Source organism: Acinetobacter zhairuonensis (assembly GCF_022601715.1).
In the GTDB taxonomy this organism is placed as follows: Bacteria; Pseudomonadota; Gammaproteobacteria; order Pseudomonadales; family Moraxellaceae; genus Acinetobacter.
Genome location: NZ_JAKVIM010000016.1, coordinates 1 through 24,385, shown reverse-complemented (window position 1 = coordinate 24,385; position 24,385 = coordinate 1). Strand labels below are relative to the sequence as shown.

The following is a 24,385-nucleotide window of genomic DNA, read 5'->3' as shown; positions in this document are numbered from 1 at the left end:
CCTCATACAAATCGTGAAGCCTTGTTTCATGTTTTGACTACACTTTACAATTTGATAAATGAAAACTCATCTATCATTCGGTGCAAAATGTAATCCTAAAAAGCAGGAGTAGGAGAGAGGACAACGTTAAGTGGGTATTTAATAAAATTAATGGTTGTCTAAAAAATATTTTCAGCGCAAGGCCAGCTTTGATTTTGTATAAGTTCTCTTACACAAGCGCGTATTGCTGATTTTGCGGCTAATGCAGCAGGAGATAATTCCTCTTCCGCGAGGCTAACAAGATAATTAATACGTTCAATTTCTGGCTCAACGACTTTAAGTAATTCTAATTGAGGCTGGTATTCTGGCAGGCAAGCACTTCCTGGTCGAACGCTTGCAAGGTCTAGATGGATGAGACTATCCATAAGCAAACGCAGACCATCAATTTCATAGACGACATTTAGTTGCCCAATCTTATGTTCTAAGAGTTTTCTTAAGCTGTGTCGCTGACGTGGCAGAACTAAAGGAATGTCTCCAATTTGTTGTGACTGGATGATGCCACTCTTGATGCATTCTGCAAGACCATATTCTTCCAGTACTTCTTTTCGAGCCATTAAATACATTTGTTCTCGAACCAATGGCTCTATAGACCACTGTTTATCAATTTCATTGGTAAAAATAATTGCGAGATCAAGCTGACGTGCATTGATGGACTGTATTAGGTTACCCGATAGTGTTTCCACAATTTCAAGACGAATGTCAGGATAGCGCTCAGACATTAATTTCATTAAGGGTATGCCGAGTAAAGCCATAATGGTGGGTGGAAAACCAAGACTGACATGTCCAGAAAGTCTGGCTGAATGAGCGGCATCTACAGCAAAGTTGATTTGTCTTAGAATTAACTGCGAGTGTTTTAAAAAAGCCAAACCCGCGGGTGTAGGTGTAACGCCAAAGGCATTACGTTGTAATAAACGAATGCTAAGTTCTTGTTCCAGTTTACTAATTTGCTGGCTAATAGCCGAAGCACCGACATCTAGTTTTTGAGCTGCCTTACCAATACTGCCAGCTTCAACAACGGTCAAAAAATATTTTATTTGTTTGATTTCCATAATGAATTTATTCGCTAATCATCCCTGATTGATAGAGCTATGAAAGATAGTAAAACTCTCATGATTTTTAATTTTAACAGTAATGAAAAAATATATTCCAATAAAAGTGAGTTTAAACTGGTTTTGGTGGGTGAATTTTAATCTTTAAGTTTTTTGATAAATATAATTTTCAAAATAAAAAACTCGGTGAAGATTCGGGACATGCTGATATGGAAAAAATGGTCATGCTATCTCTGATGAAGTGTAGTGGAAACCAAAATGGATTGCATTAGATTATTGATAGATCAGCTTCGTGCAAGGAGTTTTCAAAGTCAGGTGAATGAAATTCATGCACGTGTAACAGTCCTTAATTAATTTAAACAATGAAGTAGTTAGTTTTCCGTGCTGAGCTATAAATTAGAGTAGTTAAGGGGGATAACTAATTTTTAAATTGTGTGACATTGCCGATAAAAATGAAATCAATAGATGAGGTGTAGATTAATCTGACACCTTCATCACGTTATTTTATAAACTAAAGACATTCTAGTAACTAAATGAATCATCTTTTATATTAGAAAAATCGAGATCATCTGACTTTAATATATCTTTAATGATATCAATGACTTTTCTGCAAGGTGGGGTCAAATAGGTATGTGGCGACATGGATAATGATAAATAGCGCTTAATATTGGGTTGAATAATTTTTACTGCGGTGAGTTTTTTATCTAGGGCATGATTTTTAATTGCTTGAGGGCTTAAAATTCCATAATAGTTACCACTCTCAATCAGGTGCATTTGCATACTGATTGAATCCGCTTCAAATGCAATATTGAGCGTCGTTTGTTTCTGGCGTGCAATATTTTCTAAATGTGTGATCCAACTACTTGGTCGGCAGAAAGTAACTAAAGGCAAACCATCAAGCTGAGCGAAATCGATGCTGGTATTTTTTAATAAAGGATCGTCTTTTTTGCCGACTAAATAAGTTTCCACTTCCGCTAAATATAAATCTCCATTTTGTGAAGATGAATTAAATCGATAGTGTAAAGATAAATCAACAGATCCTTCTTCAAGCCATTTTTCTAATAAGACACCTTGTCCTTCACGAACTGAAAGTTCGATTTGAGGATATTCCTTTTTAAGACGATGACTCACGGTTGTAAGTAAAGGATGTGCAGTAGAAGGAATACTGCCAATTCGAACTTTACCTATTAAGTTCTTACTGGAATGGTGAATATCATTTTGTAATTGTTCAGTCAGTTTGACCCAATGGCGAATTTTGGGGAGTAAAAATACACCTAAATCCGTAAGTGTGACCCCACGACCTGTACGGTGAAATAATCGTCCACCACAGAAATCTTCTAATTCTTGTAATTGGCGACTAATGTGCGGTTGGCTGGTGTTATAAAACTGAGCCACTTTACTTAAGCTGCCTAAATCATTTGCATCTAAGAATAATTTCCATTGCGTGTAATTCACCTGATCACTCCTGTAAGGTATACCAATTCAGTATAACTGAAATAAGAAAATAACGGATTCTCGAAAAATTTGATACATCCTATACTTTAATCATAAAGTTTTAAATTCAATTAAAGTATTGAATTATATTAATTTTATAACTTTAACTTGATTATATACAAGGATGCAAAAGATGAGCATTGATTTACGTGGTTTAACACCAGCCCCTGTGACTCCATTTACTCGTGATGGTGCAGTTGACCATGCTGCGATCCAGCGACTAGGCTCTTGGCTTGGCAGTATTGATGGAGTGAAAGGTTTAGTTGTTCTAGGACATGCTGGGGAAGGTACTTTCCTCTCTCAAAAAGAACAGCAACAAGTGATCGAAAGTTTTGTTAAATCTGTAGATAACAAAATTCCAGTTATTGCAGGGATTACCTTAGAAGGCACTGAAGTTGCTGCGCAAGAAGCCAAGCGCGCAGTTGCAGCCGGTGCTGCTGCAGGTTTGATTTATCCATCACATGGTTGGCTGCGCTTTGGCTATCAAAAGGGTGCACCACAAGATCGATATAAAGCAATTTATGAAGAGAGTGGTTTACCTTCAATTTTGTTTCAATATCCTGATGCGACAAAAGCCACGTATGACTTAGATACTTTATTAGATATCTCTGCTCAACCAGGTGTATTTGCAATGAAAAATGGTGTACGTAATATGCGTCGCTGGGATGTGGAAATCCCAATCATTCGTCGTGAACGCCCTGACCTGCAAATCCTCACTTGTCATGATGAATATCTATTACACACCATGTTTGATGTCGATGGTGCATTAGTAGGCTATGGCAATATTGCACCTGAGCTTTTAATTGAAATGATTAAGGCTGGTAAGGCAAAAGACTATGCAAAAGCACGTGCGATTCATGATCAGCTTTTACCTGTAACACGTAATGTTTACCATCGCGGTTCACATATGGAAGGAACCGTTGCCTTAAAACATGCCTTGGTTGCACGAGGAATTTTAGATCATGCAACTGTACGTTCACCATTATTACCGCTAGTGGAAGGGGCAGAGCAAGAAATTCATGAAGCGATGCGATTAGCAGGTATTGGCAAGGTGGATGAAAAACAGGCGGTTGCCTAAATAACATAAGGGCTAACGTTTTACGTTGGCCCTTTTATCATGTACGCTGCCTGGGCAAAGTTCGGACATGAATTAAAAATAATAATTAAAAAGTACGAGATTACTGGCGACAGGTAGTTGCAACGAAAACAAAAAAACTACGAGGAACGTAGTTGATAAGGAGATTGAGGATGACAAATCTAGCGGATATGGAGTTAATTCATCATCATCAACAAAAAAATGCTGAAATTATTGCAAGACTTGAACGAATTCCTGTGACACGCAGATTGCAGTTTATGCGTGTCACTATTGGTATAGCGACATTTTTTGATGCCTATACTGTGCTCGCAATTGCCTTCGCTTTACCCCAATTGATTAGTGAATGGCATTTAACCCCAGCATATGTAGGAGCAATTATTGCTGCTGGATATGTTGGACAATTATTCGGTGCTGTTTTCTTTGGATCACTGGCTGAGAAGGTCGGTCGATTAAAAGTTCTCTCATTTACCATCCTACTTTTTGTTGCGATGGATATAGCCTGCTTATTTGCTTGGAGCGGGCTATCTTTATTAGTTTTCCGATTCTTGCAAGGTGTAGGGACAGGTGGCGAGGTACCCGTTGCAAGTGCTTACATTAATGAGTTTATTGGGGCAGAGAAGCGAGGGAAATTTTTCTTATTGTACGAAGTTTTATTTCCTTTAGGATTAATGTTTGCAGGCATGGCAGCTTATTTCTTAATGCCTATTTATGGCTGGAAAGTCATGTTTATTGTAGGGCTTATTCCTTCGTTATTGGTTATTCCTTTACGATTTTTCTTAAAAGAATCTCCACGGTGGTTAGCATCAAAAGGACGTTTTGAAGAAGCTGACCGAGTGGTGACCCTGTTTGAACAGGGGGCATTAAAAAGTGGAAAACATCTGCCAGAGCCTCAAGTTAAGGAAATAAATCCGCAATCTATGGCAAAAACAGATTGGCGTGAACTCTTTAGAGGAATTTATCGTAAACGCACATTCACGCTTTGGGGTATGTGGTTCTGTGTCTATATGGTGAACAATGCAATGGTGACATGGCTGCCGTCACTTTATAAACAGCACTTCGGTTTATCATTACAAACCAGTTTAGGTTACGGCTGGATTACTTCAGGTGTTGGGGTCATCGCCTCCATTATCTGTGCGTTAATGATTGATAAAGTGGGACGTCGCCCTTGGTACACTGTGGCATTCTTTCTGGCCATTATTCCATTAATGAGTCTGTCTATACTGGGTGCTAAAACCGCTACAGAAGTTGTTGTTCTTGCGACATTAAGCTATGCAATTTTACAGACCATTTCTTTCTCCTTGTACTTATATGCTGCCGAACTCTATCCGACCAGATTGAGAGCAATGGGTATAGGATTCAGCACCGCTTGGTTACGTGCAGGATCTGCAATTGGACCACTCATGGTAGGACTTGTGGTGTCGGGTTATGGCATCCAATATGTTTTTAGTGTTTTGGCTGTAGTCGCATTAATTGGTGGGCTAGTGACGTTCTGGTTTGCAATTGAAACCAAAGGACAAATGCTCGAAAAACTCTCCCCTTAAATCACTTTCTTATTCTCTACAGTGAATTTTGCCTAACTATAAAAGTTAGGCAAAAGGTCATTCATGCCTAAAAAAGGAACTTTAAATGAATCCATATATTGTATGTGGGGTGATGAGCTGTTTTTTATGTACATGGAGTTATGCAGCACAGCCATCTGATTTAGGAACATTGGAATTAAAACTAAATACGCGTTATTGGAATGATGAAGGGACAGCTCATCCAACTCTAAGTAATGCGTCTCCTTCCGAAGTTGGCTATGAACAAAGTGCTTTAGGGGTCGAATTAAATTATCGCTCTAAATACTGGGCAAACTGGTTGGGAATGGATGGCTCATTGTATGCCGTGACGAGAATATTCGACTCTGGTAAACCTACAACCCAATTATTAGAAGTGCAAGCAAATGGAAAATTAGATCAGAATTTTGCGACTTTGGGGCAACTGTATGTTAAAGCAAAAATTTCAGATATTGGTGAGTTGAAAGTAGGGCGTCAAATGCAGGATTCCTTATTACTTAAAAGTACAACGAATCGTGCTGTACCTGACACATTCTCAGGAGCAAGTGCAAAATTGAAACTCACTGATCAAGTGAAAACTTATATTTCTTATTATGATCAATGGAAGCCACGTAGCATGGATTCTTTTGAAAAATTAGTCACAGACAATAATGAACGAATTTCTTATGTTGGTCTGATTGGAGGCTTGTATCAGACCCAAAATGTGAGTTTTTCTGCGGAATATCTAAAGAGCAAAAACTATTTAGAAAAATATGGTGCAATTCTTCAATACAAACTTCCAGTTGCGGACAATATATGGCGCTTGAGCGGAGGGGCTTTTTTTTCTCGTGATGATGGAGCCTTGTTTAAATGTGGTGCTGAATTTGATTTAGATTGTGTTAAAGGGCAAGACATTGATAACCGAGGAAGAGGATATTTCTTAGACCTGAATTGGGCAAACCATAACATTGAGACAGGATTGGCTGTGTCTAAATTTGATGGATTTTGGATAGAAGACAATTTCTCCACATATTCGGATCGGGTCAATGTTCTCACACAGGACCATGGTACCAATCCATTTCCTACAGCTTCTAGCATAGGTCCTGATTTTAGCAATAATGATGAAATTGCTATTGCACTACGGCTTAAGTACGATTGGAAGGATAAGATCAAAGGCTTAAAAACTGAAGCTAAGTATATTTATGGTTTTGGAGCGCATCAAAGCAATATTAGTAGTGCTCTTGAAGGAAAAGAGCAGTTCCTAGATTTAACGTTGAGTTATGCAATTCCTTGGGTGAAGAATATGGATGTTCGATATTCCTATTTGAATTATGACTCAAGGTTTAAAAATGGTCAGCTTGGAGAAAAAATTAACGGTATGACTCGTAAAGATTGGGATCAGCATCGTGTATTAATCAATTACACATATCAATTCTAGGAGATTTGTGCATTTGGATGAAAGATGGATTTTAAGATGAACTCATCTCTTGTGATGTACTACAACATGACTAGATTTGATTAAAAATAAATTTATTAAGAATCAATAATAAAAGGTGCTTATCTTTCGATAAGCGCCTTTTAAATTTTGGAGCGGGAAACGAGACTCTAACTCGCGCCCTCATCTGACCTGCGGCTTTGGTAAAGCTGACAGATCAAGCAACAATTAAAATGCTTTTAAAGCATCCAGAATTTTAGACATCGTAATGCTCAATTAAGGGTGCTTTTTATTCTAGATTAAGTAACTTTTTCTCATGATATGAACAGAGGAAACAGCCATACTTCTTTAATGAGAAGTATGGCTATAAGCCTTTGTATACACGAAACTGAATCAGATCAAGTTAACTAGCGATTCCGCTTTAGATATGCTCGAATATTTGGCACGGGCTGCATGCAATTTTTGGTAGCTATCGAGCAAACGCTGATGACGATCTAGTCCTTCCAGTTTCATGCTGGTTGGTGTTAAACCGTAGAATCGAACACTGCCATCGACTGAACCGACAGCGGCATCCATACGTTCATCACCAAACATACGACGGAAATTCACTTCATAATCTTCAAGTTGCATTTCATCATCAATTTCAACTTCGAGCACTACATTTAAGCATTGGTAGAATAAACCACGTTCAACGGTGTTGGTGTTGTATTGCAAGAAGGTTTCAACCAAGTCTTTGGCTTCTTCAAATTGCTGTAATGCCAGATAAATCAATAGTTTTAATTCAAGAATGGTGAGCTGCCCCCACACTGTATTGTCATCAAATTCAATCCCGATTAGGGTCTTGATGTCAGTATAGTCATCGAGTTCGCTTTCTTCTAAACGTTCAACCAACGCTTCTAACTGTTCATCATCCAAACGATGTAAATTAAGTGTGTCTTCACGGAACAACAAGGCTTTGTTGGTGTTGTCCCAAATCAAATCTTCAACCAAATACACTTCTGAATAATCAGGCACTAAAATACGACATGCTTTGGCACCCAAATGCTCATAGACGGCCATATACACTTCTTTGCCCATATCTTTCAGAATATCAAACAGAATTTTGGCTTCATCGGTATTTTTGGCATGACCTTCGGCACTAAAGTCCCATTCGACAAAATCATATTCTGATTTTGCACTGAAGAAACGCCAAGAGACCAAACCGCTTGAATCAATAAAGTGTTCAACAAAGTTGTTTGGCTCTGTCACAGCGTGTGAGCTAAAGGTCGGTTGCGGTAAATCATTCAAGCCTTCAAAACTACGCCCTTGCATCAGTTCAGTCAGGCTGCGTTCAATCGCCACTTGCATATTTGGATGTGCACCGAAAGAGGCAAATACGCCACCCGTACGCGGATTCATTAAGGTTACACACATCACAGGGAATTGGCCGCCCAGCGATGCGTCCTTAACTAAAATTGGGAAGCCTTGTTCTTCTAAACCTTTAATGCCTTCAATAATACTTGGATATTTCGCCAGTACGTCAGCAGGGACATCTGGCAGCGCAATTTCACCTTCAATAATTTCACGCTTCACCGCACGTTCAAAAATCTCAGATAAACATTGGACTTGTGCTTCTGCCAGTGTATTGCCCGCACTCATCCCGTTACTTAAATATAAGTTTTCAATCAGATTGGTAGGGAAGTACACCACTTCACCATCGGACTGACGCACATAAGGCAACGAGCAAATACCGCGCTCGGTATTGCCCGAGTTGGTGTCGTATAAATGTGTACCCAAAAGTTCATTTTCAGGGTCGTAAATGGCTTTGCAATATTCGTCTAAAATTTCGGGAGGCAATTCACCATTCGGTCCAGGCTGGAACCATTTTTCTTCTGGATAATGCACATACTCGGCATTGGCAATCTCTTCACCCCAGAACTGATCGTTATAGAACAAATTACAGTTCAAACGCTCAATAAACTCACCCAATGCTGACGCTAAAGCACTTTCTTTGGTCGCACCTTTACCGTTCGAGAAACACATTGGTGAATGTGCATCACGAATATGCAATGACCAAACATTTGGCACAATATTACGCCAAGACGCAATTTCAATTTTCATGCCGAGGTCTGCCAACAAACCAGACATATTGGCAATGGTTTCCTCTAAAGGTAAGTCCTTTCCTGTAATATGGGTCAGATGTTCAGAAGCCAAATTCGGCATCAACAGCGCTTGCGCATCGGCATCAATACTTTCAACTTCTTCAATCACAAAATCAGGTCCGGTTTGAATCACTTTTTTAACCGTACAGCGATCAATCGAACGTAAAATCCCTTGACGGTCTTTTTCTGAAATATCCGCAGGAAGTTCAACTTGGATTTTAAAAATTTGTTTATAGCGATCTTCAGGATCGACAATATTATTTTGTGATAAGCGAATGTTATCGGTTGGAATGTTACGTGCAAGGCAATAGACCTTGACAAAGTATGCTGCACACATCGCTGATGAGGCTAAGAAATAGTCGAATGGTCCTGGTGCTGAACCATCGCCTTTGTAGCGAATTGGTTGGTCAGCAATTACAGTAAAGTCATCAAATTTAGCTTCGAGTCGAAGGTTATCGAGATAATTGACTTTAATTTCCATGTGGGCACCTAATGATGCTTATAAGCCTAAACCAGACTGATAAGCGTCTAAAATATTGAATTAAAAGCAGAATGCAATGAAGAAATTGGTTTGCAAAAAGAATCAGTCAAAGAATTGGGGCTGATTAAAAAACGGCTTAACGAATGCGAACTAATTTTACAGATTTATAGCTAAAAGTGGAAATGCTATCTTTAGATTTGTTTAAATTTACTAGCTCAAACCAGATCTGACAGTTACCCATTTGTTAGGTTCCTATCAGGTAAAATTTGAGCTAAATTCTTCTCAGCCCAAATTTGCTTCCCTTCAAATAGTGTCTCTAGTGGCGTGCGACCACAGCACATTTTTCCTTGATGAGTTTGTTCAGTATTTTAGAATTTCAGCCAAACGTCTAGATCAGCTTGTAATTCCTCTAATGTGCTTATCTGGATATTCAGGTTGGCGATTAATTCATTTTTGAGAAAGAGCAAGATTGAAAAATTTGTTCTTAATTTACTAAATTAATTTGTATTGAAATTTTAGGACAACAATGTAAAAGTGCCATTATAAGGATAATGTCATCTATTTCTTTATAGCGACCAAATTTACTCAAAAAATATAATTCGATGTGTGACTTAATTGGTAGTCGAGGATGAAGATGGTCGACTTTTAGCTGTAACTCTGAATGGCAATATTCTTGACTTTAAATGTGTAATTACAGAAATATGTGATATGTGAATCAATCTTAGTTGGCTTTACCTCGGGGTCAAAATTCATGGTCATTATATGGTAACCAATTGGTCACATTTTCATTTAAAGGTGGAAGTAGGGGGCGATAGTGAAAGTATAAGAAATTCTAATAAATATTAATTTTATTAAAAATCAATAAGAAAAGGCGCTTATCTTTCGATAAGCGCCTTTCAAATTTTGGAGCGGGAAACGAGACTCGAACTCGCGACCCCAACCTTGGCAAGGTTGTGCTCTACCAACTGAGCTATTCCCGCAATATGGATGTGCATTATAGAGAATTTAATTACACTGTCAACTCTCTGCTGGCACAACTGGTGAATTAATCAGCACGGCGCCATACAGTACCTTGACGTGTATCTTCTAAAACCACACCTTGATCTAATAAAGACTGACGAATGCCATCAGCTTTAGCAAAATCTTTGGCTTTCTTGGCATCTTGACGTTGCTGGATTAAATCTTCAATTTCAGCTTCAGACAAACCTAAAGCTTCTTGACCAATATCCGATTTCAAGAAATCTTCAACGTCATGTTGTACCAAGCCTAGAATATTGGTGAGGTGACGTAGCGTTGAATAATAAATCGCTGCTTGCTCAGCATTTTCTTCTTTCACCGCACGGTTCAGTTCTTTGTTAATTTCAAACAACACTGCAATCGCTTCAGCGGTATTAAAGTCATCACGCATTGCGGCATTAAAACGTTCAACTAAAGCGTCATCTAACTGCTCAACGGTAGTGGTGCCGTAAACTTGTTGATAAGCTTTGAATGAATGATAGAAACGACTCAACGCGGATTTAGCTTCTTTTAACGCAACATCAGAAAAGTTTACTGGACTACGGTAGTGCGAAGACACAATGAAGTAACGAATCACTTCAGGGTGGAATTTCTCCATCACATCGCGAATGGTAAAGAAGTTGCCTAAAGACTTCGACATTTTTTCGCCATCAACGTTAATAAAGCCGACGTGCATCCAATAATTTACATATTGTTCGCCTGTAGATGCTTCACTTTGTGCAATTTCATTTTCATGGTGTGGGAACATTAAATCTGAACCACCACCATGAATATCAAAATGGTTGCCTAAGCAGCACGTCGACATGGCAGAACATTCAATATGCCAACCTGGGCGACCATTACCCCAAGGTGAAGCCCACGCAGGTTCATTTTCTTTAGCATGTTTCCAAAGTACAAAGTCAAACGGATGCTTTTTCTCAACTTCTACATCAACACGTTCCGATGCGCCCGCTTGCATATCTTCAAGTATGCGACCCGAAAGACGACCGTATTTGGCAAATTTTTCAACTTGGAAATACACGTCACCGTTACTTGCAGGGTAAGCCGTGCCTTTATCAACCAAGTTACCAATCATGCTTTGCATTTGGTCAATATATTCTGTCGCACGTGGCGCTTCATTTGGGTGTAAACAGCCCAAATTCTCCGCATCTTCATTCATGGCTTGAATAAAGCGATCAGTGAGTGCAGTAATGCTTTCACCATTTTCATTGGCGCGTTTAATAATTTTGTCGTCAATGTCGGTAATGTTACGAACGTATTTTACGTTCCAGCCCTGACTACGCAAAAAGCGAATAATATAGTCAAATGCAACCATGACGCGCGCATGTCCAATATGACAGTAGTCGTACACAGTCATGCCGCAGACATACATATCGATATGGCCTTCTTTACGCGGTACAAATTCTACTTTTTTACGTTGCTCTGAATTATAAAGAACAAAAGGTTGCATAGGGCTTACATATTGCGATAAAAAAAAGATTTCTCATCATAACGTAAGGTCCATGATTCACAAAGTTTTATACGTTATTTTTATAAGCAAGTGAAAAGTTATACATTTAGAAACGATGCATTTGCATAGATATGATAAAATTGCGAAAATTATTTTTTGCTTGAGACTGGGGTAAGTCATTATTTCTATAATGATCAGATGCCCTGAAATCAACTCATATTGAGTTTAAGGTTGCTAACGTTGAATCTACAAACCATGCCAAATCCAATCGATTTTCAGAAAGCCGCATTAGAAACTTTGCGCATTGAAGAACAAGCTTTAGGGGTACTAGCGACTCAAATTGATGAGCGTTTTAGCCGTGCCTGCGAAATTATCCTTCAGTGCAAAGGGCGCTTGGTGGTAACTGGTATGGGTAAGTCTGGGCATATTGGTCGTAAAATGGCGGCAACCTTTGCTTCTACAGGCACACCTTCATTCTTCATGCATCCTGGTGAAGCAGGACATGGTGATTTGGGGATGTTGGTGCGTGGTGACGTACTCATTGCAATTTCAAACTCAGGTAAGAGTGATGAAATTATGATGTTGATGCCATTAATTAAGCACTTGGAAGTGCCTTTAATTACCATCAGCGGTGACGACACGGGTCCAATGCCGCAAAATGCAGATGTTGCTCTAACTTTAGGTAATATTCAAGAAGCTTGCCCATTGGGTCTTGCGCCAACATCAAGTACCACTGCCACTTTGGCGTTGGGCGATGCTTTAGCCGTGGCGTTGTTAGAAGCACGTGGCTTTACAGCAGATGATTTTGCGCGTTCTCATCCAGCAGGAGCGTTGGGTAAACGCTTGTTATTACATGTAAAACACTTAATGCACACTGGCAATGAACTACCAAAAGTAGCCCCTGAAACGCCTATGAATAAAGTGTTGTATGAAATTTCCAATAAGCGTTTGGGTTTAACTACAGTTGTCGATTCAGAAAATCGCTTATTGGGTATTTTTACCGATGGTGATTTGCGCCGTTTAATTGATAAGCAACAAGGGTTCGATGTGAATCTGCCTGTTTCAGAAGTAATGATTCAACATCCAGCGACCATTTCGCAGGAAGCACGTGCTGTGCAAGCCTTAGAAAAATTACGCGATAAAAAAATTAACCAATTTGTAGTGGTTGATGCTGCCAATAAAGTGATTGGTGTCATCAGCATGCATGACTTAATTCAAGCAGGGGTAAATTAATCCATGGCATCTTATGTTTTATTAGAGCAAGCACGTCATATTCAAGCGCTAGTGTTAGATGTCGATGGTATTTTAAGTGATGGTTTTGTAACTTTGACCAATACAGGGGATGAAATTAAATCCTTTGATATTCGTGATGGCTTAGGCATGAAGCTGGTGCAAAAATCAGGCATCAAAGTCATTATTATTACGGGTCGTAAAAGTAATATTGTTGAAAAACGTATGTCAGATTTGGGCGTCGACTTAGTATTCCAAGGTCGTGAAGACAAAGGCGTGGCTTTGCGTGAGGCCTGTGCACAATTAAATCTTTCACCTGAAGACTGTTTATATATGGGTGATGACTGGCCTGATCTTTCAGCATTTGCTATAGCAGGGATGAAAGTCACTGTGCCAAATGGTCACGTGGAAGTACGTCGTCGTGCTGACTTGGTTACCCAAGCGATGGGTGGTCGTGGTGCGGTTCGCGAGATCTGCGACATGTTGCTGATGGCGAAAGGGACTTACCAAGAGCTACTTGAAAAATTTATTACAATCCCACATTAATGTTTATATACGTACATAATTGTTTTTAGTGAAGAACCACACTTATGGATACTAAAGTTTTATATATCACAGCGATTGTCATTGCTGCTGTAAGTGGTGGTTATTACTATTACAGTGGTAAGGGAAATAAACTAGAAATTGAGTCTGCAAGGAGTATGACCTACTCCGCAGAAAAAATTAATCTAACCCAGACTGATGATGCGGGAAATCTCTATGTTCGTGCTCAAGTTGACCGACTAGAGCAGGATATGCAAAAGCAAACGTCTAAACTCGAAAACTTGACTGCTTCTCTGTATAAAAATGGTGCTGTGGATGCGACATTTTTTGCTAAACAAGCCAATGGCTATGAGGACAACAAAACAGTTGTGCTATCTCAACAAGTTGTAGCAACCAAGTTGCTCGATCAAGGACAGGGGAAAATGCAGTTTTTGACAGATGAGCTGACTGCGTATCCTGAAAGCCGTGTAATAGAAACAAACCATCAAGTGACCGTACAATCTCCGCAGGCGGAGTTTGTTAGTCAGGGATTGAAAGCCAATTTAAATGATGGTCAATACGAATTTTTTAATATTCGAGGAAAGTATGAACCAAAATCTTAAGTTTCAAGCTTATAAAGCTTTCCTTAAAAAAGCAGTTGTTCTAAGTTTTGGGATCATTGCTGCATCTTCTGCTTTTGCAATTCCATCGGATCGTAATCAGTCAATTTCATTGGTGGCTGACCGTGCGACCTTTAATGAAAAAACAGGTGTGACTACATATTCTGGTAATGTGATTATTGAACAGGGCACCATGCGTTTACAGGCAGCTTCGATTGTTGCCAACCTAAACCAGAAAAAACAGATCAGTTTAATTACTGCTTCAGGTTCACCTGCACGTTTTCAGCAGCAGCTAGATGCCAATAAAGGCTTAGCCAAAGGGCAGGCACAAAAAATTGTCTATAATGCGGAAACAGGTATTATTACTATGTCAGGTGGTGCGTTATTAGAGCAAGATGGTGCCAGTATTCGTGGTAATACATTAAAATACAGCATGAACAAAGGCGATATTGAAGCGATAGGAACGCCAAACAGCACAGGCTCATCCTCAGGACGTGTGCAGATTGTGATTCCGCCTTCAAGTACTAAATCCTTCCCTGGAGCGCGTGATTAATGAATCAGGTTGAGACTGCGACACAAACCCTTTGTATTAAGCACCTTGCGAAGAACTACAGTAAACGTTGGGTGGTGAAAGACGTTTCATTTAGTATGCAAAGTGGACAGATTGTAGGTTTGCTTGGTCCAAATGGTGCGGGTAAAACCACCAGTTTCTACATGGTGGTTGGACTGGTGCGTATGGACAAGGGTGAAATCCATCTGGATGATCTGGATATGTCTGATTTGGCGATGCATGAGCGTGCACGAAAGGGCATTGGCTACTTACCACAAGAAGCCTCAATTTTTAGAAAGCTCACCATTTCTGAAAATATCATGGCGATTTTAGAAACCCGCAAAGATTTGGATAAGCAACAACGTCAAAAGCGTTTAGCTGAGTTATTGGCGGATTTCAAAATCACCCATATTAAAGATTCTTTAGGCATGAGTGTGTCGGGTGGTGAACGCCGCCGTGCTGAAATTGCCCGTGCCTTAGCAGCTGATCCAAAGTTTATGTTGCTAGATGAACCCTTTGCTGGGGTCGATCCAATTTCGGTGAATGATATTAAAGACATCATTCGTACCCTAAAAGACCGTGGTATTGGTGTACTCATTACTGATCATAATGTGCGAGAAACTTTGGCAATTTGTGAACGCGCTTATATTGTGAGTGAAGGCTCCGTGATTGCTGAAGGTACACCACAAGAAATTTTAGAAAACGAAACTGTACGTGAGGTGTATTTGGGCGAGGATTTTAAAGTTTAAAGCCCAATATACGTTTACGTTTCAGACTAAACCTCCATTTGTATGGGGGTTTTTTCTTGGGAGTAGGTTTAAGTCTAGAATCAAAACACGTTACAATTATCTTGATCCTGCCAGTTATAGTTGAATATGCCTTTCACCATTGCAGCCCAAGTCTGTTACGAAGAAGAAATTAAGAAAAGCCGTTTTCAAGCGATCGCAGTGCCTGTTGAAAATGAAGCAGCGGTAAAGGCATTTCTTGAAGAAAATAAAGACATCACGACGACTCATCAATGCTGGGCTTGGAAAATTGGACATCAAGTAAGATTTAACGATGATGGTGAGCCCTCAGGGACTGCAGGAAGACCCATACTCGCAACCATAGAAGGCAATGAGCTGACCAATGTATTGGTGTTAGTAAATCGTTGGTATGGCGGGGTGAAATTAGGAACAGGTGGTCTGGTCCGTGCCTATGGCGGCAGTGCTGGGCAGTGTCTTCTTCAGGCTGAAAAGATTGAATTGATAGAAAAGAAAATGGCACATTTTAATTGCCAATTTTCAGAGTGGTCTATTTTTCAATATGAAATGCAACAGCAGGGCATCGAATTCCAAGAACAATATACTGCGGATGGTGTGGCTGTGGAATTGCAGTTACAAGTCCATCAAATTTCAGAATTAACCGATAAAATTCGCGATGTCACACGTGGTCGTGAGCATCTCAAGGTGGTGGAAGAGCATGACTGAACAAGATCCATTACTCAAATATCGTGAGCAGCATAAACATCGACTCAATTATATGCCTTGGTTGTACTGGAGCTTAAAACCTAAGCATCGCGAGTGGGCAGAGCAATGGCAAAATGAATATCAGCAGTATTTACGTGAGATGGAAACAGTTGAGATAGGAAAGAATTGTTTTATCTCACCACTCGCGCATATTTTTGCGGAACGTGGTCGTACTATACGTATAGGAGATAACTGTTTCATCGCTGCTGATTGTACCCTGCATGGACCGCTTGACATTGGTAATGAGGTCGCAATTAATCATCACTGTATTTTGGATGGTGGACGTGTTGGGATTAAATTGCATGATCAGGTGCGTATTGCTGCTTATAGCCATCTGTATGCATTTGATCATGGCATGCAGTTAGATCAACCGATTTATCAGCAGCCAGTCCGATCACAAGGCATCGAGATTGGACGTGATGTTTGGCTGGGTGCACACGTGGGCGTTAGAGATGGTGTGAAAATTGGAGATCATGCCATCGTTGGAATGCAGAGCATGGTCACCAAAGATGTAGGTGAAAGAGAAATTGTGGCAGGTAATCCAGCACGTTTCATTCGTTACCGTGAATAGAATAATTGTATATTTTTCATCACTATCGGTTACACAAATGCTGCCAACTCATGCACAGATGTGCTAAGTTTAGAGTCAACAACTAGACCTATAGTCACAAGAGACTAATTGAGAGGCGAACAATGAAACGGGTAATAGCGTGTATAGATTCTTCTCCCTGCATCAATGCTGTCGCAGAAGCAGCAGCTTGGATTGCAAAACAAACACAACGCGAACTCGTGTTATTACAAGTACTAGATTACTATCCTGCCAGCTATCATTTGGGTGAAATTAGTGGGGTGATCGGCTTTGAAAGCAATGCCATGCTGCTTAAAGAGCTGGCAGAGCTAGAACAGAAGCAAAGCCAGTTGGCTTTGGATTATAGCAATAACCTACTCAATCACATTTCTGAAATGGTCAAAGAAAAATATGGATTAGATGCGACCCATATTCAGGAAAAAGGCGACTTTTTAGAACAAAGTTTTCATGTGCTCAAAGAAGATGATATTGCGGTGATTGGCAGAGTCGGAGAGCGCTCTGCGGAACGTAACAAGCCAATTGGTGGCAATGTAGAAAACTTTATCCGTGGGGTCAGTAGTACAGTACTCACCGTAGGTGAGAACTTTGTGCCACCGACGCGCTTTATTTTTGCTTATGAATATTCACCGACCTGCGTCAAGATGATGCAACGTATTGCACAAAGCGATTTACTGCGCTTATTACAATGTCATTTGCTTTATGTGGGTGATCACCCAGAAATCTTGAATGAGCCTTCGCAGTACCTACGTGATGCGGGTTTGGATGTGGTGGTGGAATATCGTTATGGTGATGTTTCAGAAAACATCTTGGAATATCAGCGAGAACATGATATTAAATTAGTGGTTATGGGGGCATTTAGCCACAGTAAAATTCACCAGTTCTTTTTGGGAAGTATCACCACTACAATATTCAGGAATTCAACAGTCCCACTATTGGTTGCAAAATAAGCAAATTAAGTGGAATCTGTTAGATTTATAGTTATCCGCATTATATGTGGATAACTATATGGACAAGCTTTGTAAATGATTGTATTTTAAAATAAAAATACAATAGAGTGTTTTTTGTTCTTTCTATGCTATTTTACGATTGCAATCGCAAAACCATCATGTCCTTTACTTCCCACGGTTTGTAGTGCTGTGCATGATAATAAGCGTGGATGATTTTGTAAGCGTGCAAACATTTCGCGAATCCCTTCAATACTTGGCTTGCGATTTTCTGGATTTACGATATCGCCAGCACGAATCACATTATCTAGCACAATCACTGTACCTGAATGAGATAAATCTAAACTGAGTTCAAGGTATTCAGGATAGCTTTGTTTGTCTGCATCAATAAAAATGAAATCGAAAGGCTCAAAATCAGCAGGTAAGGCTTTAAGAACATCTGCTGCACGCCCAACTTTTAATTCGATGGTTTGCGGTAAATTGGCGCGATCAATATTCTCTTGTCCTAAAGCGGCATGCGTATCACGACCTTCAATAGTCAGGATATAGCCATCTTGTGGAAGTGCGCGCGCTAACCACATAGTGCTATATGCTGCAAAGGTTCCAAGTTCCAGTATCCGTTTACACCCATTCATTTGAATCAGCATTTGTAACAGCATGCCTTGATTCGGAGCAACTGCGAGGTGGTCAGGAAAACCCTTTTGAGCTGTATTTTCAAGGGTTTGTAACAGGATTGGGTCTTCAGGAATTAAATGTGTATCGATAAAATTATCAATCTCAGACCACATTTCTTGCATAATCTTAGCGCCTAAATTTCGAATCAGAGCATTTTAAACTTTTCCAGACAGAGTGCAATTCTCTCTGAAGATTAATCACTAAAATAAAAACAGAGGTGCAAAGACCTCTGTAATTGAATGCTATTCTAGTAATTACACATAGATGAATAACGACTTAAGTCGGGCCCCCAAGTACGATAGCCTTGGGTATCAATATGAATTTGACCTGAAGCATATAAGCCTAGGCCCATGTTGAGGCTTTGACCATGTTGCTCCCAGAATTGACACAGTTTGAACTTGGTATTTTCAATAAAAGCATAATCTTCGGGTTGTGGATATTCAGGTCCAATACGGAAGTCGATGGCTGAATTGAACAAGTGACGTGAAGAGCTTGCACCACCCGCACATTGATTGAGGGTTAAATCACGATACACGGAAGTGACTTCAAAGTCAGTGAGGACTTTAGCCGCCACTAGGTATTTAAAGACTCTTAAAGTCGGTACTTGGTTTGCCCATAATTCGCGTGTTGGAATCATGTATTGGGCGCGACCACATTTTTGCCAATCTCTTGCAGTACGTAATAATTCGAAGCTTGGAATAATATTACCTACATTATTCTTTTCTAGGAAAATTTCGTATTCACGAACACGACGTAAGTTATCACTGGCTGCGACCCAGCTGTTATAGGTATAAGGAATGATTTTTGGGGGGATAGGTCTTTCAATAATCACACGTTCTTGAGGAATGAAAATTCGTTTTCCATGAGGTGTACCTTGCCCAGATTTATGAGGAGATGAACTACATCCGATCATAACCAAAGGGATCATACTCAATGTGAGCACACCCTTGAAAAAATGCTTCATGTATGAAAATCAAATGCTTAGAAATATAGGTGCTTATTTTAATCGAAAATAGGGATTTAAATTTGTAAATATTGCAATCAAATGTGTGCATTTGGTATAAAAAAAGATCAGCAATTGCTGATCTTTTGTATGGCTTATTTTTCCAAGTATTGTAACTTGTCAGCTTTGCCATTCCATTCTTCACGGTCAGCAGGCTGGTCACCAATTTGTGTGATGTTCGGCCATTTTTGTGAAAGCTCAGCATTTAGCTCGATAAATACTTCTTGACCCTCTGGAAGCTCATCTTCAGAGAAAATTGCATTTGCTGGGCATTCTGGTTCACATAGTGCACAGTCAATACATTCGTCTGGATTAATCACCAAGAAGTTAGGACCTTCGTAGAAACAGTCAACAGGGCAAACTTCTACGCAATCTTGATATTTACATTTAATACAGTTTTCAGTGACAACAAAGGTCATGGCGACAGCTACCTAAATAATATGGTTTTATTTACTCATGCAGTATTTTAGGCAAAAAAAGGGGCAACTAACAATTCCTTTTATTGATATTTGTTATTCAAACTCATGAAATACATTTAAGTAAATGATAATTAATAGCAATAATTGAATATTAGAGTTCAAATTTGTATGAAGGATCCTATTTTTATTTTATATAAAACAAGTATTTAGAATTTTGTCTGTTTCAGTGTTTCTATAAGGGTGGTGGAAATTAAAACATATAAATATACAAATTAAGTGTATGTTTATAGGACTATATTTTAATTTTATTGTCTATAAATTCGTCCAAACTATTTAGATCACTATGGTTTACTTAGATTGCAGGAAGAATAAGGTCTTATATTCAGCGTTTGAGTTGCATGATTCGGGGCTTCAGGTGAATGAAACCATAGATCGGTATAATTGATCCGATCTATGGTGGGGTGCTTAATTTTCTAGCTGTTCTTTCAACATATATAAATGTTGCAAAGCTTCGCGTGGGGTGAGGTTATCGACATCCAGCTCTTTTAAAATCTCCAACGCTGGAGAAACTTTTTCAACTTCAATCACACGTTCAATAATATCAGGTTCAACGGGCGCTGCAGGGGCGAACAAATCACGCTGTACTGCGGTATTCACATGTTGCTGTTGTTGACGCTCCAATATCTTCAAGCGGTTTTGCGCTTCTTTAATGACATTGGCTGGAATACCGGCTAATTTGGCAACTTGTAAGCCATGACTTTGGCTGGCAGGACCTTGCTGAACCTTATGCAGCAGAATCAAATTGCCATTTAATTCTTTAGCACTCACATGATAGTTATAAATACCAGACTCTTTACTGAGTTCGGTGAGTTCAAAATAATGGGTTGCAAACAGGCAAAGACATTTCACACGTTTGGTTAAATCCAAGACACACGCCCATGCCAAAGATAGACCATCATAGGTACTGGTGCCGCGTCCAACTTCATCCATCAACACCAAAGACTGATTGGTGGCATGATGCAGAATTTGCGAGGTTTCAGTCATTTCCACCATAAAGGTCGATTTGCCTGTCGATAAGTCATCGGCAGAACCAATACGGGTAAAAATACGGTCAATTGGACCTAAGCTTGCCGATTGGGCAGGGACATAACAACCACAATACGCGAGAAGGCTAATCAATGCGGTCTGACGCATAAAAGTCGATTTACCGCCCATATTCGGACCGGTAATAATCGCCATACGATGCGCATAATCTAGATGTGTATCATTCGGAGTAAAGGCAGTTTTATTCAATGCTTCAACCACAGGATGGCGACCTGCTGTAATTTTGATGCCGATTTCAGGGCTAAACTCAGGTCGACTCCAGTTTCTTAAACGGGCTTGATGAGCAAAGTTACAAAGTAGATCAATTTGCGCAATCGCAGCACTCATCATTTGTAACGCAGCAATCTCTTGACGTAATTCATCTAAGAGCATTTCGAACAGCATTTTTTCACGCGCTAATGCACGAGATTCACTAGAGAGCACTTTATCTTCAAAACTTTTCAGTTCTGGCGTGATATAGCGTTCTGCATTTTTTAAGGTTTGACGACGGATGTAATGTGCAGGTGCTTGTTCTGCTTGAGCACGGGTCAGTTCAATGTAATAACCACTGACACGGTTGTAGCCGATTTTTAAGGTTGAAATACCAGACTCTTCGCGTTCCTTAATTTCCAGATCAATCAGGAATTGTCCTGCATGGTCGCGAATTTTACGTAACTCATCCAGCTCACTGTCAAAACCTTCGGCAATGACATTACCATCACGTAACAGTACAGGTGGATTTTCCACAATTGCTGCCAATAGACGTTGATGCAAACCATGAAAATCACCCAGTTCCTCATTTAATTGCTGAACCAATTTAGATTCTTGGTTGGCAACAATTGGATTGAGTGCATGGCGTAAGAAAGGGAGTTGAGCACTGGCATGGCGCAGTTGCACCAAGTCACGTGGACGGGCACTGCCTAAAGCAACACGACTTAAAACGCGTTCAATATCGCCAATTTCTTTTAGCACTAAGCGAATAGGAGATTCATGATAGCCTTTAATAAACGCATGAATGGCATCCAGACGTGCATCGAGCAAGGCGGTATCACGCAATGGTTGCATGAGGGTGCGGCTAAGTAAACGCCCGCCCATGGCGGTTTGACAGTCATTAATCAGTTGAAATAATGAAGTCCCATGTTCAAATAATGGATCAACAATTTCTAAATTGCGACGCGTCACAGGATCAAGCGCAATAAAGTCACTGCTTTGTTCTAATTGAATACTGCGAATATGCGGTAAAGCAGTTTTTTGCGTCTCTTTGGCATAATGGATTAGCGCAGCAGCCGCAGCTTTAGCCAAAGGTAAATGATCGATACCAAAACCAGAGAGGGTCGAAACTCCGAGCTGATCACACAAGGTTTTTTGTGCATTATTTAAATTGAAATCAACATTTGGACGCTTAGTCACAGGGCAGTCGAGTTGCTTTTTGACTTGTTCTAAAATATTTGGATCGACAATATCTTCATCGACCAGAATTTCACTTGGCATGAGGCGTGCCAATTCAATACTGAGTTGTTCTAGCTTGAAATCCTGCTGTTGTACTTTGAAGATACCCGCACTTAAATCGAGTAGGGCAATACCAATTTGGTTTTGTTGTAAACACAAAGCCACTAAGTTGGATGATTGATGGCTATTCAGTAAGGCATCATCTGTAAGCGTACCTGGGGTCAGGATGCGGACCACTTGACGATCCACAGGCCCTTTACCTGTCACTTCTCCAACTTGTTCGCAAATAACAACGGTCTCGCCTTTTTTGACCAAGCGCGCAAGATAGCCTTCAGCCGCATGGAAGGGTACGCCCGCCATTGGGATGGGGTTGCCATTGGTTTTGCCGCGATGGGTGAGCGTAATCCCGAGCAGTTTGGCTGCTTTATGTGCATCATCGAAAAATAATTCGTAGAAATCGCCCATACGATAAAACATTAAGGCATGAGGATGCTGCATTTTGACTTTTAAATACTGCTGCATCATAGGAGTGTGTGAATCAATATTGGCTATGATGTCTTGCAAGCTCATGTATATGAAATCCTTAAGTTTCAATAATTTAAAAAGGTAAGTAGGGTGTCGGAATCTGCACAAATCGTGATTTGTTGATGCGATTCAATCGGAAAAACTGATTTTTAAAAAAGTATAAAAGTATTCAGGCTGATGGAAAAACCATCTCTAGTTACGCGATGTATGTTAGCAAATTCAGTGTGCCGAACAAAAGAGAAATGAAATGTTAGAAAACATAGCGGTTAAAAAAGTAGCTTTATCAGCACGTGCAATTGAAAAATGAAAGCAGGTGACAAAGATTAAACGGATGTAGGTGAATATTCAGGCTTGAGGGTGAGCTGTGGTAAGACGGATGTTAAGAGTTTTAAATACAGATATCGTAGCCCTATAGATAATTCGCTGAAAACAATAACCCTTGGTCACTATCCAGCACTATCCTTGGCTAAGGCTAGAGTATAACTGCAAAAATTAAAATTATTGCGTGCCTAAGGCATATGCCCAATTACGCAGCGGAAAAATTCTAAAATTGAAAATAAGATACGGCAAGCGGCTGCGCCTGAAGTGTTATCTGTCAAAAATGTTGTTGATTTATATGTAGAGAACGTAATTGAAGATAAGCATATTGTAGATGAACAGAGTAAGAAAAAGAAAGTTGTAAAGGGGAGCAGAGCAATCAAAGGACAAATTGAAACTAGACGTACCTTATATATAGATATAGTTGGAAGTATTGGTGAAAAAGCTGCTGTAGAGATTACCTGTAAAGATGTAGTAAGTTTGATTAAGGGTATTATTGATCGTGGCGCCCAAGTTCAAGCTGGGAAAGTGCTATCTGAACTGACAGCTGCTTATGAATATTGTATTGGTCTAGATTATTTCTCTGATACTTTTGCAAACTCTGGATTACTTGCAAAATCTAGCTTGAAGCAAACTAGAGTGAAATTAACTGCCAATATTCCATCCAGAAAAAATGCGAAGCCATAGAAAGATAAAAAGACTAGCTCGCGAGAGCGAAATGAATTACTTTGAATAGTTAAACAATTAGGCAGGACATTATGGAAAAAATGGTCAGGCTATCATCGGCGAAGTTTGGTCGAAACCAAAATGCATTGCATCAAATTATTAGGTGATAAGTTGTCAGCTAGATATTTTTCAAGTCAGGTAAATGAAATACATGTGAGAATTGCAGTTCTGAATAAATTTAAAGTATTAGGCCGACCGCATACCCGAGTTGTGACTTAAATTTGAGTGTGTTGGAGACGCTTCAAATTATAAATATTTGTGCAACAAAGCCGTTAAATGTTTATCGCATTTTTATTTATAAAATCATGCACCTGTCGCCTAAATAATGCTGGCTAATTTCCTCTCTATATTGTCAATTTATGTCACAAAGTGCCCTTAAGTTCAGGTCGGCACTGGTCAAAAACGCTATTTTTTTATACTATACGGCAAACTTTATAATTACGACATTTACTTTATATTTATTAAAAACATTATGTTGAATCATATC

General features: G+C 39.7%; 20 protein-coding genes, 1 tRNA gene and 3 pseudogenes. 14 read left to right on the top strand and 10 right to left on the bottom strand.

What is annotated here, in order from left to right:
• Window positions 1-158: 158 nt before the first annotated feature.
• On the bottom strand, window positions 159-1,088 hold the full coding sequence (locus MKI85_RS12820; RefSeq protein ID WP_241628131.1) for a LysR family transcriptional regulator: 930 nt from the start codon (window positions 1,086-1,088) through the stop codon (window positions 159-161).
• Between the two features lie 240 nt (window positions 1,089-1,328).
• Here MKI85_RS12820 and MKI85_RS12815 point away from each other — a divergent pair.
• Window positions 1,329-1,442: pseudogene (locus tag MKI85_RS12815) on the top strand (IS5/IS1182 family transposase); the annotation flags it as partial.
• A 168-nt stretch (window positions 1,443-1,610) separates the two neighbouring features.
• On the opposite strand, the gene MKI85_RS12810 reads toward MKI85_RS12815, so the two are convergent.
• On the bottom strand, window positions 1,611-2,543 hold the full coding sequence (locus tag MKI85_RS12810; RefSeq protein WP_241628128.1) for a LysR family transcriptional regulator: 933 nt from the start codon (window positions 2,541-2,543) through the stop codon (window positions 1,611-1,613).
• Window positions 2,544-2,715: 172 nt separating this feature from the next.
• Between MKI85_RS12810 and MKI85_RS12805 the strand changes: the two genes are divergently transcribed.
• The 3 genes from MKI85_RS12805 (at window position 2,716) to MKI85_RS12795 (ending at window position 6,651) form a co-directional block, all read left to right on the top strand.
• Window positions 2,716-3,660, top strand: a complete 945-nt coding sequence (locus MKI85_RS12805) for a dihydrodipicolinate synthase family protein (RefSeq protein ID WP_241628126.1) — start codon at window positions 2,716-2,718, stop codon at window positions 3,658-3,660.
• A 170-nt stretch (window positions 3,661-3,830) separates the two neighbouring features.
• Window positions 3,831-5,219, top strand: a complete 1,389-nt coding sequence (locus MKI85_RS12800) for an MFS transporter (protein ID WP_241628124.1) — start codon at window positions 3,831-3,833, stop codon at window positions 5,217-5,219.
• Window positions 5,220-5,304: 85 nt separating this feature from the next.
• On the top strand, window positions 5,305-6,651 hold the full coding sequence (locus MKI85_RS12795) for an OprD family outer membrane porin (protein ID WP_241628121.1): 1,347 nt from the start codon (window positions 5,305-5,307) through the stop codon (window positions 6,649-6,651).
• Between the two features lie 390 nt (window positions 6,652-7,041).
• Here the strand turns inward: MKI85_RS12795 and MKI85_RS12790 are convergent, their stop codons facing one another.
• The 4 genes and pseudogenes from MKI85_RS12790 to cysS all read right to left on the bottom strand — a co-directional run bounded on the left by MKI85_RS12790 (window position 7,042) and on the right by cysS (window position 11,737).
• Window positions 7,042-9,270 carry an OsmC domain/YcaO domain-containing protein gene (locus tag MKI85_RS12790; RefSeq protein ID WP_241628119.1) on the bottom strand — a complete coding sequence of 743 codons (2,229 nt, stop codon included), beginning with the start codon at window positions 9,268-9,270 and terminating at the stop codon, window positions 7,042-7,044.
• A 233-nt stretch (window positions 9,271-9,503) separates the two neighbouring features.
• Window positions 9,504-9,686, bottom strand: a pseudogene (locus tag MKI85_RS12785) (hypothetical protein); the annotation flags it as partial.
• 488 nt (window positions 9,687-10,174) lie between these two features.
• Window positions 10,175-10,250, bottom strand: a tRNA-Gly gene (locus tag MKI85_RS12780).
• Between the two features lie 65 nt (window positions 10,251-10,315).
• Window positions 10,316-11,737, bottom strand: a complete 1,422-nt coding sequence (cysS, locus tag MKI85_RS12775; protein ID WP_241628117.1) for a cysteine--tRNA ligase — start codon at window positions 11,735-11,737, stop codon at window positions 10,316-10,318.
• A 255-nt stretch (window positions 11,738-11,992) separates the two neighbouring features.
• On the opposite strand from cysS, the gene MKI85_RS12770 reads away from it, so the two are divergent.
• From MKI85_RS12770 to MKI85_RS12735, 8 genes are all read left to right on the top strand, one after another.
• Window positions 11,993-12,970: a KpsF/GutQ family sugar-phosphate isomerase gene (locus MKI85_RS12770; RefSeq protein WP_241628224.1), complete on the top strand. Its 978-nt coding sequence runs from the start codon at window positions 11,993-11,995 to the stop codon at window positions 12,968-12,970.
• Window positions 12,971-12,973: 3 nt separating this feature from the next.
• On the top strand, window positions 12,974-13,513 hold the full coding sequence (locus MKI85_RS12765) for a KdsC family phosphatase (RefSeq protein WP_100242974.1): 540 nt from the start codon (window positions 12,974-12,976) through the stop codon (window positions 13,511-13,513).
• Window positions 13,514-13,557: 44 nt separating this feature from the next.
• Window positions 13,558-14,112 carry an LPS export ABC transporter periplasmic protein LptC gene (gene lptC / locus MKI85_RS12760; RefSeq protein ID WP_241628115.1) on the top strand — a complete coding sequence of 185 codons (555 nt, stop codon included), beginning with the start codon at window positions 13,558-13,560 and terminating at the stop codon, window positions 14,110-14,112.
• Window positions 14,096-14,662, top strand: coding sequence for a lipopolysaccharide transport periplasmic protein LptA (gene lptA, locus MKI85_RS12755; protein WP_241628113.1), 567 nt, complete (start codon window positions 14,096-14,098; stop codon window positions 14,660-14,662). Before lptC ends, lptA begins: the two co-directional genes overlap by 17 nt.
• On the top strand, window positions 14,662-15,408 hold the full coding sequence (lptB, locus tag MKI85_RS12750) for an LPS export ABC transporter ATP-binding protein (RefSeq protein ID WP_241628111.1): 747 nt from the start codon (window positions 14,662-14,664) through the stop codon (window positions 15,406-15,408). Before lptA ends, lptB begins: the two co-directional genes overlap by 1 nt.
• Before the next feature lie 126 nt (window positions 15,409-15,534).
• Window positions 15,535-16,128 carry an IMPACT family protein gene (locus MKI85_RS12745; protein WP_241628109.1) on the top strand — a complete coding sequence of 198 codons (594 nt, stop codon included), beginning with the start codon at window positions 15,535-15,537 and terminating at the stop codon, window positions 16,126-16,128.
• Entirely contained in the window at window positions 16,121-16,738 is a 618-nt protein-coding gene (locus MKI85_RS12740) for a DapH/DapD/GlmU-related protein (protein WP_241628107.1), read from the top strand. The genes MKI85_RS12745 and MKI85_RS12740 overlap by 8 nt, the downstream gene beginning before the upstream one ends.
• Before the next feature lie 122 nt (window positions 16,739-16,860).
• Window positions 16,861-17,703 (top strand): universal stress protein, encoded by an 843-nt coding sequence (locus tag MKI85_RS12735; RefSeq protein ID WP_241628105.1) that lies wholly within the window; start codon window positions 16,861-16,863, stop codon window positions 17,701-17,703.
• 128 nt (window positions 17,704-17,831) lie between these two features.
• On the opposite strand, the gene MKI85_RS12730 is transcribed toward MKI85_RS12735, so the two are convergent.
• The 4 genes from MKI85_RS12730 to mutS form a co-directional block, all read right to left on the bottom strand.
• Entirely contained in the window at window positions 17,832-18,497 is a 666-nt protein-coding gene (locus MKI85_RS12730; protein ID WP_241628103.1) for an O-methyltransferase, read from the bottom strand.
• 125 nt (window positions 18,498-18,622) lie between these two features.
• Window positions 18,623-19,339 (bottom strand): D-Ala-D-Ala carboxypeptidase family metallohydrolase, encoded by a 717-nt coding sequence (locus MKI85_RS12725; protein ID WP_241628102.1) that lies wholly within the window; start codon window positions 19,337-19,339, stop codon window positions 18,623-18,625.
• A 134-nt stretch (window positions 19,340-19,473) separates the two neighbouring features.
• Window positions 19,474-19,797, bottom strand: a complete 324-nt coding sequence (fdxA, locus tag MKI85_RS12720) for a ferredoxin FdxA (RefSeq protein WP_004812595.1) — start codon at window positions 19,795-19,797, stop codon at window positions 19,474-19,476.
• A 465-nt stretch (window positions 19,798-20,262) separates the two neighbouring features.
• On the bottom strand, window positions 20,263-22,899 hold the full coding sequence (gene mutS / locus MKI85_RS12715; protein ID WP_241628101.1) for a DNA mismatch repair protein MutS: 2,637 nt from the start codon (window positions 22,897-22,899) through the stop codon (window positions 20,263-20,265).
• Between the two features lie 312 nt (window positions 22,900-23,211).
• Between mutS and MKI85_RS12710 the strand changes: the two genes are divergently transcribed.
• Both MKI85_RS12710 and MKI85_RS12705 read left to right on the top strand, forming a co-directional pair.
• Complete coding sequence (locus tag MKI85_RS12710) at window positions 23,212-23,337, top strand: Arm DNA-binding domain-containing protein (RefSeq protein WP_241628100.1); 126 nt, start codon at window positions 23,212-23,214, stop codon at window positions 23,335-23,337.
• Between the two features lie 486 nt (window positions 23,338-23,823).
• A pseudogene (locus MKI85_RS12705) lies at window positions 23,824-24,117 on the top strand (transposase); the annotation flags it as partial.
• Window positions 24,118-24,385: the final 268 nt, after the last annotated feature.

Coding starts and splice junctions, on each gene's coding strand:
- MKI85_RS12770 (WP_241628224.1), top strand. CDS start 11,993: ATGCCAAATCCAATCGATTTTCAGAAAGCCGCATTAGAAACTTTGCGC.
- MKI85_RS12820 (WP_241628131.1), bottom strand. CDS start 1,088: ATGGAAATCAAACAAATAAAATATTTTTTGACCGTTGTTGAAGCTGGC.
- lptB (WP_241628111.1), top strand. CDS start 14,662: ATGAATCAGGTTGAGACTGCGACACAAACCCTTTGTATTAAGCACCTT.
- MKI85_RS12745 (WP_241628109.1), top strand. CDS start 15,535: ATGCCTTTCACCATTGCAGCCCAAGTCTGTTACGAAGAAGAAATTAAG.
- MKI85_RS12740 (WP_241628107.1), top strand. CDS start 16,121: ATGACTGAACAAGATCCATTACTCAAATATCGTGAGCAGCATAAACAT.
- MKI85_RS12795 (WP_241628121.1), top strand. CDS start 5,305: ATGAATCCATATATTGTATGTGGGGTGATGAGCTGTTTTTTATGTACA.
- mutS (WP_241628101.1), bottom strand. CDS start 22,899: ATGAGCTTGCAAGACATCATAGCCAATATTGATTCACACACTCCTATG.
- cysS (WP_241628117.1), bottom strand. CDS start 11,737: ATGCAACCTTTTGTTCTTTATAATTCAGAGCAACGTAAAAAAGTAGAA.
- MKI85_RS12800 (WP_241628124.1), top strand. CDS start 3,831: ATGACAAATCTAGCGGATATGGAGTTAATTCATCATCATCAACAAAAA.
- lptA (WP_241628113.1), top strand. CDS start 14,096: ATGAACCAAAATCTTAAGTTTCAAGCTTATAAAGCTTTCCTTAAAAAA.
- lptC (WP_241628115.1), top strand. CDS start 13,558: ATGGATACTAAAGTTTTATATATCACAGCGATTGTCATTGCTGCTGTA.
- MKI85_RS12790 (WP_241628119.1), bottom strand. CDS start 9,270: ATGGAAATTAAAGTCAATTATCTCGATAACCTTCGACTCGAAGCTAAA.
- MKI85_RS12725 (WP_241628102.1), bottom strand. CDS start 19,339: ATGAAGCATTTTTTCAAGGGTGTGCTCACATTGAGTATGATCCCTTTG.
- fdxA (WP_004812595.1), bottom strand. CDS start 19,797: ATGACCTTTGTTGTCACTGAAAACTGTATTAAATGTAAATATCAAGAT.
- MKI85_RS12730 (WP_241628103.1), bottom strand. CDS start 18,497: ATGCAAGAAATGTGGTCTGAGATTGATAATTTTATCGATACACATTTA.
- MKI85_RS12765 (WP_100242974.1), top strand. CDS start 12,974: ATGGCATCTTATGTTTTATTAGAGCAAGCACGTCATATTCAAGCGCTA.
- MKI85_RS12805 (WP_241628126.1), top strand. CDS start 2,716: ATGAGCATTGATTTACGTGGTTTAACACCAGCCCCTGTGACTCCATTT.
- MKI85_RS12735 (WP_241628105.1), top strand. CDS start 16,861: ATGAAACGGGTAATAGCGTGTATAGATTCTTCTCCCTGCATCAATGCT.